General features: G+C 35.6%; 14 protein-coding genes and 1 pseudogene. 1 reads left to right on the top strand and 14 read right to left on the bottom strand.

Going from position 1 to position 14,383, the window contains the following annotated elements:
- Positions 1–19 precede the first annotated feature (19 nt).
- The 11 genes and pseudogenes from IQ283_RS02195 to IQ283_RS02150 form a co-directional block, all read right to left on the bottom strand.
- On the bottom strand, positions 20–1,306 hold the full coding sequence (locus IQ283_RS02195; RefSeq protein WP_194218524.1) for an ammonium transporter: 1,287 nt from the start codon (positions 1,304–1,306) through the stop codon (positions 20–22).
- A gap of 348 nt (positions 1,307–1,654) precedes the next feature.
- A complete protein-coding gene (locus IQ283_RS02190) occupies positions 1,655–2,239 on the bottom strand; it encodes a cupin domain-containing protein (RefSeq protein WP_194218523.1) in 585 nt (194 codons plus the stop codon).
- A gap of 248 nt (positions 2,240–2,487) precedes the next feature.
- Positions 2,488–2,955 carry a DUF6985 domain-containing protein gene (locus IQ283_RS02185; RefSeq protein ID WP_194218522.1) on the bottom strand — a complete coding sequence of 156 codons (468 nt, stop codon included), beginning with the start codon at positions 2,953–2,955 and terminating at the stop codon, positions 2,488–2,490.
- Positions 2,952–3,611 (bottom strand): HNH endonuclease, encoded by a 660-nt coding sequence (locus tag IQ283_RS24050; protein WP_408962574.1) that lies wholly within the window; start codon positions 3,609–3,611, stop codon positions 2,952–2,954. The genes IQ283_RS02185 and IQ283_RS24050 overlap by 4 nt, the downstream gene beginning before the upstream one ends.
- A gap of 711 nt (positions 3,612–4,322) precedes the next feature.
- Positions 4,323–4,907 (bottom strand): annotated as a pseudogene (locus IQ283_RS24045) (T7SS effector LXG polymorphic toxin); the annotation flags it as partial.
- A gap of 20 nt (positions 4,908–4,927) precedes the next feature.
- Positions 4,928–5,224: a YwqI/YxiC family protein gene (locus IQ283_RS02175; protein WP_194218520.1), complete on the bottom strand. Its 297-nt coding sequence runs from the start codon at positions 5,222–5,224 to the stop codon at positions 4,928–4,930.
- Entirely contained in the window at positions 5,224–5,652 is a 429-nt protein-coding gene (locus IQ283_RS02170) for a hypothetical protein (RefSeq protein WP_194218519.1), read from the bottom strand. The genes IQ283_RS02175 and IQ283_RS02170 overlap by 1 nt, the downstream gene beginning before the upstream one ends.
- 909 nt (positions 5,653–6,561) lie before the next feature.
- Positions 6,562–7,170, bottom strand: coding sequence for a hypothetical protein (locus tag IQ283_RS02165; RefSeq protein ID WP_194218518.1), 609 nt, complete (start codon positions 7,168–7,170; stop codon positions 6,562–6,564).
- A 260-nt stretch (positions 7,171–7,430) separates the two neighbouring features.
- On the bottom strand, positions 7,431–8,198 hold the full coding sequence (locus IQ283_RS02160; RefSeq protein ID WP_194218517.1) for a hypothetical protein: 768 nt from the start codon (positions 8,196–8,198) through the stop codon (positions 7,431–7,433).
- Between the two features lie 174 nt (positions 8,199–8,372).
- Positions 8,373–8,612, bottom strand: a complete 240-nt coding sequence (locus IQ283_RS02155) for a hypothetical protein (RefSeq protein ID WP_194218516.1) — start codon at positions 8,610–8,612, stop codon at positions 8,373–8,375.
- 128 nt (positions 8,613–8,740) lie between these two features.
- On the bottom strand, positions 8,741–9,397 hold the full coding sequence (locus IQ283_RS02150) for an acetyltransferase (protein WP_194218515.1): 657 nt from the start codon (positions 9,395–9,397) through the stop codon (positions 8,741–8,743).
- A gap of 91 nt (positions 9,398–9,488) precedes the next feature.
- Here IQ283_RS02150 and IQ283_RS02145 point away from each other — a divergent pair, with 91 nt between their 5' ends.
- Positions 9,489–10,037 carry a DUF4760 domain-containing protein gene (locus IQ283_RS02145; protein ID WP_206759420.1) on the top strand — a complete coding sequence of 183 codons (549 nt, stop codon included), beginning with the start codon at positions 9,489–9,491 and terminating at the stop codon, positions 10,035–10,037.
- Between the two features lie 349 nt (positions 10,038–10,386).
- Here the strand turns inward: IQ283_RS02145 and galU are convergent, their stop codons facing one another.
- From galU to IQ283_RS02130, 3 genes are all read right to left on the bottom strand, one after another.
- Entirely contained in the window at positions 10,387–11,274 is an 888-nt protein-coding gene (gene galU, locus IQ283_RS02140) for a UTP--glucose-1-phosphate uridylyltransferase GalU (RefSeq protein ID WP_194218513.1), read from the bottom strand.
- Between the two features lie 1,197 nt (positions 11,275–12,471).
- Positions 12,472–13,176 carry a hypothetical protein gene (locus IQ283_RS02135; RefSeq protein ID WP_194218512.1) on the bottom strand — a complete coding sequence of 235 codons (705 nt, stop codon included), beginning with the start codon at positions 13,174–13,176 and terminating at the stop codon, positions 12,472–12,474.
- Positions 13,177–13,219: 43 nt separating this feature from the next.
- Complete coding sequence (locus tag IQ283_RS02130; RefSeq protein ID WP_194218511.1) at positions 13,220–14,362, bottom strand: glycosyltransferase family 4 protein; 1,143 nt, start codon at positions 14,360–14,362, stop codon at positions 13,220–13,222.
- Positions 14,363–14,383: the final 21 nt, after the last annotated feature.

The raw sequence follows: 14,383 nt of genomic DNA, 5'->3' as shown, positions 1-14,383 counted from the left end.
CAGCCCCTTTGCATCTCAATTAACCGGATTTTGAGCTTTTTCCACCTTGTTGTACTGGCTGTTCGCTCGTCTGCAAAAATTCTGGATAGCCATAGCTACCGTGCTCACTGAGATCAAGACCAATAATCTCTTCTTCTTCAGTGACTCGTAAACCGTTTAGCACTTTCTTAATGATCACCAAAAGAATAAACGAAACACCAAAGGCATAAGCCCCACTCGCACCAACACCAAGTGCTTGAACACCTAGCTGTTCGAAACCGCCTCCGTAGAAAAGTCCTGGTTGACCTACTGTTGCAAGTTCTGGAGTTGCGAACAAACCGTTTGATAACGTACCCCAAACGCCTGCTACCCCGTGAACAGATAAAGCAAAGATCGGGTCATCCACTTTTCGCTTTTCGAAAAATCTCATGCTGTAAAACACGATCATTCCAGCAACTAATCCAATCACAACCGCTGCCCACGTGTCGACAAAAGCACAGGAAGCTGTAATCGCAACTAATCCTGCTAATCCACCGTTTAACATCGTTGGCACATCCGCTTTTCCTGTTACGGCCCACGCCACAACTAAAGCGGCTACCGCTCCAGCACCTGCTGCTAAGTTTGTATTCATGGCAACAAATCCAAAGAATGCAGCGTCAGCAGATAACGTACTACCTGCATTAAATCCGAACCAACCTACCCATAAAACAAGCACACCAAGTGCCGTAAATACCTGGTTGTGTCCGGCAATGTTGTTTGGAGAACCATCTTTATTGTATTTACCAATCCGTGGTTTTAAAAGAATTGTTGCGGCAAAAGCGCCCATTGCACCTGTAAGGTGAACAACCGTTGAACCTGCAAAGTCCTGTTTCCCGTGCTCAGCTAACCAGCCGCCGCCCCAAATCCAGTGGGCAATCACAGGATAAACGAGGACTGAGAATAAAACCGCAAACAGAATATAAGCTGTTAGTTTCGCACGTTCAGCAAAGCCACCAAATGCAATCGTTAAGGAAATACCTGCGAACGCTAGCTGAAATAAGAAGAAAACTGGAGCTGAAAGTCCTAATCCCTCAATTTCATAACCTGAATAGAAAAAGTCCGTTAAACCGAAGAGAGCATTTCCTTCACCGAAAATTAAGCCGTATCCCACTGCCCAAAAGACCAACGAAGCAATCCCAAATGTGAAGATCGTCTTACCAGCAATATGGCCAGCATTTTTCATTCGCGTTGACCCAGCTTCAAGTAAAATAAAACCGCCTAGCATCAAAATAACAAGTACTGCTGAAAACATCACCCAAAGACTATTCATCAAAAACATCGAATCCATTCCAACTTCCCCTTTCACTTTTCAGAACCATAATCTTATTTTTAGAAAATGTTAATTAATCTGACATTTATTATTATAAGTATTTTTGCATGAACAAAAATTGTCTACAACAATCATGTCACATTATCTCTCTGACTATCTGTTGAGGGGTGGTCAGGTATTAGAGGAACGAGACTGCTGGTTTTCTTTAATGTGCAATACGAAAAAACCAGTTGAGCGAATCATTAGAAAGATGCGCTCAACTGGGTTTCATTAACTTGTTTGTGAAATTTCATTAGGCTGTTTGGGACTCGACATACTTTCTCTCTGTTTTTATATAGAATTATTCAAAAGAAACACCGGAAATCCTTAATAATGTTGATTCATCTTCTGTTGTTCATACCCCCCATTAGAATGCCCTTCAACACACTGATTAGTTGGGCCAATTATAATCGTTTCATTATTAAGTGGCTTTAATGCTTTTCTTAACAGTTCCGGATTTAAACAATAAGTATGAGCCAATACTTGAATAGGGGTTTTAGTTAGAATGTCCGAGCCAAAAATATATTCTGGATAAGGCGCATCGAAGATCGCAAGGAGGTGAGTTTTGTCTTCATAAGCCACTTCCCAATGCCACCAACCTTGAGGAATATTCGCTACTTGACCAGGATGAATCGATAGATGAATAACTTCATTTGTAAAAGGATTAATGAGTGAAACACCTGCAGAACCAGCAATACAGTAAACTAATTCTGACGCATTTTGATGATAATGTGGCTCTACCACGCGCCCCTGACTTAGATAAATATCTAGAAGAGACACATTCCCTAGCGTATTCAGAACATCCCTTCCTAGCCGATTAATGTAATTCGTTGCATTACGTGTAAACAATCGATTTTGATTGACGTCAGAAAAATACTGCAGCTGGTTGGAATTTTGATTTGGGGCTGGCACGGGAATCACTCTCCATTAGAATTTTTTATATACTATGAGAGAGCCATTAACCCGTGATAAATGCCTAGAGAGAATCACCGGGACGGTTCTGCTGATTCACTTGTTAAAAAAATAGAAAAGCCAGGTAAGCTAATCAATAGAACGATTTGCCCCCCTGGTTTTTTTGACTTAAATTTGTGGTAACCTGCTTAAACTTTGAAACGAATCAAGAGAACCGCTAATCGGCATTTTTTTTAAAACAGAAATGTTTATATTGCGACATCTTGATAACCAACTTCTGTTACTTTCTCATTTAACAAGCGAAGTCCTAGTCCGTTTTCTGTATCCCAGGTGCAATTAAATAAAACCCCAATATGTCGTTCCTCAAAAATATCTTCATATGGAACAACAATTCCATCTAAACTTATCATTTTGAGTATTTGATCAGTTGTCTCAACTACTGGATAATTTTCATTTAACTCAGTATCAAAGCCTAATTCACTCCGTTTTTGTGTGTAATAAGTTAATACAGAATTCAAAAAATCCTGTTGTAAATCGTTCCAATGTTTCATTACTAATTGGTACGCTATATATTGACCTTCATCAAACTGCCCATCTTCCTCACCATCGATCATTAGATCTATCTCGATTTCATTTCCAAAGAAATCTATAGTCATAACTCTTGACCATCCAAATTCATACTCGAGTTCACCGAAAATTGCATCTTTTATAATCATTCAAAAATCTTCTCCCTTTGTTTATTGGCAAAGCCTCCATGCCCAAAAGCTCCTGCATTTATCTCACCAACACCACCAAGGTGTCCAAATTCACTATTAATTTTGGTTGGCACAAGTTGCATTGTTTTAACATCATTTAGTTCGTGCCATGTGAAATTGTTTATTTCGCGGTATTTTTTTATATCTCTTGCTCTGATTGTACCAGATTCCATTCCAAACTCACTTGCTAATTCAGGTGAATTGTTAAGCTGTCCAGCTAATTTTTGATCTGATTGTGTAAAATTAGCTCGTCTAGCTTTACCTCCATAAACACTCTTTCCACCTAGCATATAATTGATTTCCACTTGGGCTTTTGCTACTGATGAGAAATCAGGTACTCCACTTTTATATTGGATTCCTCCAATGCCGGCATCATCAAATAATCGTTTTAATTCTTGATCTGGTGGTGGTTTTAGTGTACATAAAGACTCTCCTCTTATTCCATCAAATTCTACCTTTGGGTTAATTGTTGAAGGTGTCTGATTAAGCCTATTTTCATATGAACTAGCAAATTCAGTTTGTCTGAAAGCGGCTGGAGTGTCATTACCATTTTCGTTAATTCTTCCATCTCTTTTCCCAACACTAAAATGCAACGTTTCTTTAGCATTCTTCCCCATATCTCTCACAGTATTATGAGGAATATCTCCAACTCCCGCCAAAGCATAATCCGTTCGCAACGGAACCTTATAATCAAGGACCTGCCGCACACTATCTTTCATATACATCCCCGAATTAATAAGTGGACCCTGCACCACTTTTTGATAAGTCTCTTTCATGACTTTCCTTGTAACGTCCAGATGAATCGTATGCTTGATACTATTCATCTTAGCCGTGCCGCTTTTAGGTACACTCACCTTAGCCCCAGCAACCATCGAAGCCAGCCCAAAACTACTCAACCAATGTTCTTTAGAAAAATCGTCTTCTGGATTTACTGCACCTTTCACAAGATCCGCTCCGCCACTCGTCAAGTAGTTCACAAAATCATAAGGTGAATCCATAGCTTTATCAGATCGTTCGTCCATTGCACTAACAGTACCTCTTACGCCATCGAACAATCCGGAGGTGAGGTAATTGCCAAAGTCGTAAAGAGAATCCATTTTCTTTTCGCCACGCTCTTGAAAGCCAGCCCAAAAATCAGTACCAATCTCTTTAAAACTATTAACCGATTCAATAAAAGGATTCTCGTTTTCCTCCACAGTCGACTTAACTTCCTGTGAAGTTTGCTCTTTCTTCACGATTGCCGCTTCCGCTTGGCTCGCAGCAATCGCCGAATAAATATCACTCGAATGAAAAGATGCGGCATCGTAGTAGATCGATGAAACCTGATTCCCTTGACTCGAGGCATTCATTAATTCACTGAACAAAGCGGTTAGGACCTGCTCATCACTTTCCAACATCGTGTACTTACTCGTTAATTCTTCATCAAATTGTTCAACGCTCTCAATCGTCTTTTCTCGTTTCATCTTTGCTTCATCAAGTTGTTGATCGACTTCGTTTCGAGAAAAAATTTGCAGTGGTTGAATGTCGCTGATGCGATCGAAAATCCGTTGCAGATCTTCCTGCTGCTCTGCAATCATTTCTCTCGCTCTACTTTCACTATTCGATAGCTCATCTTCTAGAAAAGGCAGCTCAACCGTTTCATTTTCAAGATTTTTTGACGCAGCCCTTTCAGGAATCTCATTAAAAAAAGCGATATTTCGATCAACAAGCTGAAGCCATAAACTTAACACTTCAAGTTGAGCCTGATAAAATCCTTTAATCGCCTCGGCACCTTTGCCTTTAAGGGCTTCATCAAGTTCAACGATACTTTGAAAAGCCTTTTGAAGGGTGATCAATTGTTCTCTTAGGGTCTCGTATTCCCTTTTTCTTGTCGACATCGTATCAAATAAGGTTGAAGCTTCATAGACTGTCACTTATAACGACTACCCCTTCTTTAAGATCTTGTAATAGCTTCATCCTGCTCTTTAAGTGAATCCACATTTGCTTTCGTATCTTCAAGGTTTTTTTGCACAACCGTCATATAATCCTGCAATAAACGTTGAAGGTTTTGTTCACGATTAATCCAGGCATCTGTATAGTTTATTTTGTTACGCCCCAGTTGACCTGCTGAAGGCTCTGGTAACGTGAGATGTTGAACGGCATTCATTGCTTCTTCTAATTTCGTCATCACTTCTGAATAATTGAGTTTAATCTCCGTAGAAGATCCTCCGCCGGAAACGGCTATATACATCAGAAAATCCTCCCCTTAATATGATTGATTTTCGCTGATACATCTTCCGCAAAATCTTCCCCTTTATGCAACAAAGATTCTGCTTCATGTGCGAGACTCCCAAGAAAGCTATAGTGACTTTGCTGGGCTTCAAGAGCGTGAATCCGAGAGTCTATGACCCTTTGGTACAAATCGTACTGTTCATTCCCTATCTGATTCATAGCTTGATAGGATGCCTCTCGATCAGTATCATATTTATCGGAGAGTGGTCCTACCCATTGATCTGATAAATCGGGTCTTCGCAAATTCCGAATTTCCCCAAGCAACAAATTTTGCTCTCGATTAATTTCAGCTTTCGCTTCTCGTAGCCTACGCAATTGATCAGCTATTTCACTTGCTTTTCCATTTATCAATCCTTGAAGACTACTTAACTCGCCATAAATCCCCATGACTTCACCTCAATACCTTCAATATGAATTCCTCTTCACAAAAGGATTTATCCCGATATCTATCTTACCATTTACCCAATTCAATTTATTTCCAATCAATAATTTTTCATAAAAAATGAGCAAATAGTCGGGAAATCATGTACTTATTAAACTTAATAGTCATGTTTCAGCTCAGTAATTCCTGGGGGGGACACCGAAATAGGTGCCTTGTCACAGCAGATAACTAATAGATCAACACTGCAGACATAATCATAACCTTTCTACAATTACTGAAGTATTACTGTATTACTAATGCCGCGATTTCTGGTGAGAAGAGAAACCGGTCTCCATGTCCCTCCTATATTGGATAGCATAATGTTTAATGAGTTTAGCTGCTTCATCTTTAGGGACTTTAATATTTTGTATATCATTTGGAGTATGTTTGATCGTTTCATTCATTATCTATTCCCCATCATAAATCATAATTTTTTGATAATTTTACCATATCAATAAAAAGGCCTGTCTCAAAATAAAACATTTCATAACAACAAAAAAGCCCACCAAGCGGCTGCATCAGCCAACTCAGTGGGTTTCCTTCATTACTTCTTCAGCGTATAATATTTCGCTTACTTGAACAGATCCAGTGGGACGAGGTACCTGTCCCCGTGTCCCTTATTTCCCTACCTGCAAAATGAAGATTAAAGCCACTATCATTATTGATAGTGGTTCACTTATGGCACAAGTGGATCATTTTCTTGTCCTAAGTGGATCAAATAAATGACAGAGGTGGGTCTATCCTATCTCCTTCTTCACTGGTTGGGACAAGGAACCTGTCCCCATGTCCCTCCCATGTCCCTCCAGTGCTGGGTCTAATCCATCGATTTATACACACTGTTATTTCTATATATAATCACGAGAACCGTCCGTAATTCATTCATCATGATCTACATTCACTAGATTTTCTAATTGATTCGATAATTTCTTAACTTCATCAAAATGACTTCTTTGCTCTTCCTCTTCTGTAGCTAAAAAACCCTCATATGCTCTTTCTGTTTCATAAATTTTATTGTTAACTTCACCCAAAAGCCTATAGTTATCTTCAGATATATAATCAGGACTAATGCTAAATAGCAAACTAATTGTGTCTTTTATTTTTAGAAATGCATTTTCCACTTTTTCTAAAGGATCCACGTTATATGGGTTCACTGGGTGAGCATTCAGATTCATAAAGGAATTAATACTCTTTGCTTCATTTCGAATAAGATTTAAATGAATGCGTAAAAAGATATTATACTTACTTTGTCTGCTTTCGATCTCATCTCTTTTTTGCTGTTCATTGTGACTAATTTGCTCTCTTACTGAATTAACTGCATATCTTCCAGTCAAATAACTACCAATTAGTATGCCAAACATAGATCCAATAACCTGTATAATTGTTTCTAAACTTATATTGTATTTCCAATGCAATGCTATCATTAATGTAATGAAAACCATAACTATTAAAAATAACGATAATGCTTTCTTTTTATATGCTCCCAACAAATTACACCTCATTACTTTTGTATATAATTTCGCTCAATTTTAAACCCTAAACTAGAATAATCGAGCCGGTTCTGCTAATTCACCTTCTTACACAAAACAGAAAAAATCAGTTTTACAACCAATAGAACGATTAGACTCCTCGCATAACTCTGAAGTGAATCACAAGAACCGTACCCGTCATTCATTTTTGACTTACATTTATGAAATCTATATCAACATTGAAATAATTCACGAACACTGCAACCACTGATCCCACATTACTTAGAACTATTACAGGAAATATCATTTACTTCCCTAGTATTAAATACACTCACAGGGGAATTATTAAGATTACTGACTTTAAAATATTCGCTTTTATCCTTTGTGGGTTTTAAAATATATTTGTCGTCATAATAATCTATCACTTTGAATTTTTCACCTTCCACACAAGCAATATCAAGAACAGTTACTTTTCCATTCATGTATCCTGATATATAACATATTATTAAGAATTGAAGTGATATTGTGAGTAATGCTATAGCATAAAATCGTTTTATAATAAGGCAATAAAATAAAGGAATAAACGTAACAAAAATTAAAATCATAAACAAGAAAACCCAGCTTATTTTATCCAAATAGAAAATTATTGCGAAACCCACAAATATATCAATTAATATGATTATCATGATTGCAAAGTCATCTTTAATGTTATTTTTTGAAATAACTTTGGATTCTTTTGTTGAGTACAAATTATTGGTTTCTAATACTTCTCTTCTGCTAATAGCAATTTCACCTATTAAATAAATTAACCCACATAATAATAATAAAAATAATCCAGTTAATATGATAACTAGCATATCATTTACAAAAAACTGAAAGATGTTAAAATCCACATAGCTAATAGGGATATTATGATAATCAAAATAACCTTTTTTATTGATTAAAGCACCGATAAACACAGCCGAAGTCAAAATTGGGATGGTAACTTGGGGTTCGTTTTTTATATATCGTGCTAGAATGTTCCTACTTTCTTTTCCCGTACTCACTAACATTCTCCTTTTTTAGAATAGGCTCACTTGAGGATGACCTCATATATCACTAGAAACAAGTTAAGTAATTTACTGAATATCAGCTGGACAATTATATTGACTCAGAATTCAACACAAGTACGTAGCGCACTACTATTGTCCCTAACTCAAGGCACCGTCTTCTTGATTTTTTTACTTTTTCATATACGTACCATTCTCCACCCTTACCCACTTATTACTACGTCTTATTGCATACCACATTGAACTGTTTGGAGTTTTCTTATAAGAATCAAATTGCACTCTATGATAAGTTGAAGATATAAACTGATCAACTAATTCTTGAGTAGTGTAAGACTTACGAGCTTCAACACCTTTTTCAAATTCTAAGATGAATTGGAGAGTCTGTTCATTTAGAGAATATCTCTCGGCCATACATATATTCCTCCCTTACTACTTTTCACTTGGATTAGGTATAAAAAACTAATTTTATATTAAATTGATTTTAGTCTATAAGGATTAGCAAAACGTTTCTATATCCAGGGGTAACACTACCGCATTGCTTACAAGTAAGGTTCCCCTTCTTTTCTCTCCCTAATAGATTTAGCAGGAGTACCATAAGCTACCACATAAGAGTCGATATCGTGTAAGACAGTTGATCCTGCTCCGATTACGGTATGCCTACCTATGTTCCGATTATGAATGACAGTCGCACCTATTGATATTACTGAATGATCACCAATCGAGACTGAGCCAGCTAACGTTGCACCTGGGGCTATTGTGACAAAGTTATGTAGACATCCGTCATGATCGATCGAAGACTTCGTATTAATAATGCAATGATCTCTGATACTAGTGTGACTATTAATTACTGTATTCGCCATCACAACTGTTCCATTTCCGATCGTTACATTTTTGCCAATCTGTGCAGATGGGTGTATAGCTTTTACAAAATAAAACGTAGGAAGAAGTTCCTGTATTCTTTTTACTGTCTCATATCTTTTCCAGTTATCTCCCATTGCTACTATTCCACCTAGCACAGTTTCATTCATTTCTATTAAATCTTGTAAATCACCAATCACTTCGTACCCCAATACTTCTTTTCCAATTGGTTGAAATGGGTCAACGAGTCCCACTATATTATAGCGACCTTCTTTCTCAACAATATCAATGACTACTTTACTATGACCACCTGATCCAAAGATTACAATGTTATCCATTAAATTCATTTTCCTCTCATTCTCTATTAACTTTAATTTATCAAAGTATTAGAATAGAAGATAGAAGATTTTACCTTAAAAGGAGAATGATGTGAATAAGAGAATTATTGCTTACACTCTGATAACCTTAAGTGTTCTACTAAGCTTATTATTTTTTCAGGAGGAAGTATCTTCGCTGTCTCAAGAGGTGAGACTGAGTACATTAGTGGGAATAGCTGCAATAGCTTCTGGGGTTTCAGGTATTCTAATGAGTCTGTCAACAAAACGAGTGGCAAACTTCGAAGCCATAAGGGAGTATTTCCAACAGGGTGATACACCAGAAATGACAAAAGCCAGGCATAACATTTATGAAAGTGAAAACAAGGGGGTTGATCTTGATCCTGAAGCTGCAACACTAATATGTTCCTTTTTTCATTTCTGGGGAATGATGGTGAAGAAAGGTTTTTTACCTCTATGGATCTTCAAAAGCGCTTCAGGACCATCCATAGTTCGCCTTCACCACTTAGTAACACCATACATAGCACAGCGAAGACTATCCAATAACAAATATTATGGTGAAGGATTTGAATACCTTGCGAAGAGAATAACCAAGGAATATAAGTACACTTACATTCCACGATCTGAAGATGAAGAAGAATAAATATATTCGACACAGTAAACAGCTTTTGGGAGCTCACAACCTAAAATCATCGTGAGAATTCTTCTTATAAGTCCATCTTATATATAAAAGAAGTGCTAATCAAAATAATAATTAGCACTCCTTAGAGTTTTGATATAGAAGATAGATTCAAGCAGATCTTCACACGTTTAGAGAGTGAATCACGAGAAACGTCCCCGTGATTCTCAGAAACTATATTAAAGAATGGCTCCGAAATTGAACTATCTATAATCTCATACTGATTTGATATCTGAAATGTTGTAATTCTGGACCTTTTTGTGAGTCAGCTTTTGGAACATGTCACTACCCTCAACTCATCTCTTTAGTTCGATTAATTATAAGCCAATTCCTTCTCCACAACACTCTTCAAATACGCCATCACTTCACCCTGAAGATCTTCTCTCTTAAGAGCAAAATCAACAGTCGCTTTAATAAATCCAAACTTATCCCCTACATCATACCTCTCACCAGTAAATTCATGAGCCAACACCGCATGCGACTCATTCAACACTTTAATCGCATCCGTCAACTGCACTTCACCACCAGCACCAGTTGGCAATGTCTCAAGAATCTCAAAAATTTCAGGAGTAAGTATATAACGCCCTAAAATCGCGTAATTTGAAGGAGCATCTTCAACTGCCGGCTTTTCAACCAGTGTCTCAACAGGAAGCGTTCTCTCTTCTAACTCACTACCTTTAGGTGCAATCACACCATACTTTGAAACATCCTGTTCGGCTACTTGCTGAACACCAACCACAGAACTTCTATAACGATCAAACACATCCATTAATTGTTTAATACATGGTGTTTCAGAACGCACAATATCATCACCTAATAACACAGCAAATGGCTCATCTCCTATAAAACGACTCGCACACCCAATCGCATGTCCCAATCCTTTTGGTTCTTTCTGACGAATATAATGAATGTTCGCAAGGTTGGAGATCCCCTTCACCTCTTCAAGCATCTTATCTTTCTGCTTCTTTGTTAGTGTCTCTTCTAATTCATAAGACTTATCAAAGTGATCTTCAATTGCTCGTTTTCCACGACCACTTACAATGATAATATCTTCAATTCCTGCAGCTACTGCTTCTTCCACAATATACTGAATCGTTGGTTTATCTACGATTGGAAGCATTTCTTTTGGCTGTGCTTTTGTAGCTGGTAAAAATCTAGTTCCTAGTCCTGCTGCAGGTATAATTGCCTTTTTCACTTTCATAAGTAAGTCCCCCGTTCGCTTAATATATGTGACACATATGTAATTTGAGTTTTTTAACTATAAATAAATCTATCCTTGAATTAATACTACTGAATAGAACAATTTACGCCTCTAAATATCCAAATTAAATTCTAAATTCAATATTTTAGATAGCCTCATGAATACTTTCTCAATGATACTTAAAAGCAAAAGTTGAGAGAATGGCGGTAATTTGAAAAGTCAGGAGCACCATCGACTCCTTTTTAATAATAGGATGGGAACCTTGCCCCATGTCCGTTTTAAGGAACTACTAGATATAGTGAATAATTATTTGTGAATTCCCATACTTAATCTTATACACTACATCTATTGTTATCCCCATAAAGTTTTCGGAAAGTTATACCACGATTCTGATCTCGTAATTATTCATAATATTTTAATGCTCATTTAACCGATAATTTACATTCCTTAGTTAAAATAAAATCAATATATTAGGAGGGGATTTGTCTTGATTAAAACTTTTCATTTATTGAGAAAAAACTATTTATTAAACTTAGCTAATGACTGCCTAGAAGAAAAATTAAAAAGTAAACTATTAATGAAAGCAATTTACCATCTCAAAAGATGTTAGATGAAGTTAAAAAAACATTATCAACATTAGATTTAAATTTACAGTTTTCAACTGTTAAGTTTAAATCTAATACTCATTAGGTAGGTGAATGATTTTAGTTTAATATTTTTTGTGAAATATACCTTTCTAAAAATAGCTATAATTATTAGAGAAGTCAATTTCTTAAATAATCGAAACTACTACTACCGTACACTATGTCCATAATTGACATTTATCACTTTAGATTTTTTGTACCTAAGCTGACGGTTGCAGAAATATCTTATTTCTCCCAAATAATTAATGATTGAATATAATTGCATTCAGCTTGACACTCTAAAACACGCAAGATACATCTTACAATTTCAATCCAAAAAATGTAGTAAAAGCTGTAAAGTGCATAATAATAAAATTATTATGCACTTTTTCAATGTTGAAATCCAAATATTTGGAGACACTCAGTAATAAGGTCAAAAGCAAATTTATTAACATAAGCCTCCGAGAACGCTCTATAACTTCTGATACTCCAATAAAAACTAAAGTATATTCCTATTTAACAAACCACATCACATATACTTATTGACAATTCTGAATTTACTCTTTTCGCTTCGTCAACTTAATTTTTGTGAAATTTTATTTACCACTATGTCAACATTATAATTAAGTTCGCAAGACATGTTTAAACTTATACTATCTTTATGCTTACAAATTTCTCTCATATAACCAAAAAACTCTTGGTTTTTCTTTAATCCGGTCAAGAGTTCTTGCTCTTCCATAACATCAAATCTACGATTTTTTAATCCCCGATTATATATCCTTTTTACCGATTCCTTTAAATTCAAATCACAGTTTATTAATAACATATTTTTATAAGGGAAGGTCATATTCTTTAGTAATTTGTTTAAAGTAGTTTTATTATCGAAAGAATCTACATGGGGAATATTAGCAGTATACTGTAGTAAACCTTCTTCAAGAAGAATTATGTCACAATTTTCACTTTCATATACTCTTAATAATTGATAATTTAATTTAATTAACCTTAGAGCGAATAATAACCTTGAAAGATTGAATGGAAAGAGTAGTAAAAACTTAATAGTTAACATATTATTTTTTAACAGAGTAAAAGAAAAAATAGCTTTCAAAGTTACCAATAATTTGCTCGACGTTTTCTTTTCCTTGTAAAAATAAACATCCCTTAGAATTAGTACTTTTAATCCTCTTTTTTCTAAGTTATGAAACAATTCTTTCACAGTAGAGGTTTTACCACTACCTGGTATACCGTTTAACTCGACTACTAAGGGTTTATTACTATTCAATATAAAAATTCCTTTCGCTAATAACGACTATTTTATACTCATTCTATTTAAGAAGTGATTCATAAACGTATAAATATCTCTCTGCCATAGCTGATGCTGAATAATTACTACTAATATTTTCCCTAGCATGCTTTTTTACTTGAATGAATTTTTCAGGGAATTTATAATACCTTTCAATTATTTCACTGATTTCGCCTGGCTTACTATGCTCTACTAAAAAACCATCATGACCATTTGAAACAATTTTTGATAATCCACCTACATTTGAGGCTATTGTTATCAAGCCACTATACATAGATTCCAAACATGAGTATGGAAAGGACTCTTCCCCCTTTTCCCCATATGGAATAGAGGGAATTAAAGATATATGATAATAAGATAGCTTTTTTCGAACATCTTGTTGAGGTAACATTCCTAGAAAGTTAATTTTGTTTTCAATCCCTAATTCCTTTGCAAGGCTATAAAGAGCTTTTCTTTCTGGTCCATCACCAATGATGTCAAGTGAGACATCTATACCCCTAGAATTAGCTTTTGATATAGCTTCAATTGCTATATGTACTCCTTTATATTTTATAAGACTACCAACAAATACGCACTTTATTTTCTCGGTATAATCTACATTCTTTTCTAATTTTTGAGTGTCAGTAATAATACCATTAGGAATTATTTGAACATCATTTCGTCCAGAAATTTCAGTAACATACTCAGCTGTCTTAGGACTTACAGCAACTAATGCTTTAACAGACCGAAAAGCTTCTCTTTCTAAATTTAAGACTCTTTCTATAGTCTTTTCGTTATACCCCTTTGCTTTTAACTGATCAGCGTACGCACCGTGTATAGTTAACACAATTCCAACATCTTTATTTTCCAACAAAGAATTAATACTATAAAACCAATCCACAGATTGAATGTTTATTACTTGAAAATTGTTAAAGGTTTTGTTTATCTTTTTTTTATAGACATATTGATTCAATGATTTAAACTTCCAATTGAAAGCAGCATTCTTATCAGCCATATTTAATAATCTATAGGGCACTGAAGTTAATAATTTATCCATACGTTGTGGGTAAGAAGATAAGTATGAAGTTTCCACACCATTTTCTTCTAAACCTGACCTTAGTGAATGTGTGTGAGTACGAACACCACTTGATATTTTTTTGGGGACCCCTGCGATTAATACATTCATTCAAAACACCTTTTCTTTTAC

This window comes from Pseudalkalibacillus hwajinpoensis (assembly GCF_015234585.1).
In the GTDB taxonomy this organism is placed as follows: Bacteria; Bacillota; Bacilli; order Bacillales; family Guptibacillaceae; genus Guptibacillus; species Guptibacillus hwajinpoensis_B.
The sequence above is the reverse complement of the archived record's forward strand: the minus strand, read 5'-3'. Positions and strand labels throughout refer to the sequence as shown.

Coding starts and splice junctions, on each gene's coding strand:
- IQ283_RS02195 (WP_194218524.1), bottom strand. CDS start 1,306: ATGGATTCGATGTTTTTGATGAATAGTCTTTGGGTGATGTTTTCAGCA.
- IQ283_RS02130 (WP_194218511.1), bottom strand. CDS start 14,362: ATGAATGTATTAATCGCAGGGGTCCCCAAAAAAATATCAAGTGGTGTT.
- IQ283_RS02185 (WP_194218522.1), bottom strand. CDS start 2,955: ATGATTATAAAAGATGCAATTTTCGGTGAACTCGAGTATGAATTTGGA.
- IQ283_RS02170 (WP_194218519.1), bottom strand. CDS start 5,652: ATGGGGATTTATGGCGAGTTAAGTAGTCTTCAAGGATTGATAAATGGA.
- IQ283_RS02175 (WP_194218520.1), bottom strand. CDS start 5,224: ATGTATATAGCCGTTTCCGGCGGAGGATCTTCTACGGAGATTAAACTC.
- IQ283_RS02150 (WP_194218515.1), bottom strand. CDS start 9,397: ATGGATAACATTGTAATCTTTGGATCAGGTGGTCATAGTAAAGTAGTC.
- galU (WP_194218513.1), bottom strand. CDS start 11,274: ATGAAAGTGAAAAAGGCAATTATACCTGCAGCAGGACTAGGAACTAGA.
- IQ283_RS24050 (WP_408962574.1), bottom strand. CDS start 3,611: ATGGGGAAGAATGCTAAAGAAACGTTGCATTTTAGTGTTGGGAAAAGA.
- IQ283_RS02155 (WP_194218516.1), bottom strand. CDS start 8,612: ATGGCCGAGAGATATTCTCTAAATGAACAGACTCTCCAATTCATCTTA.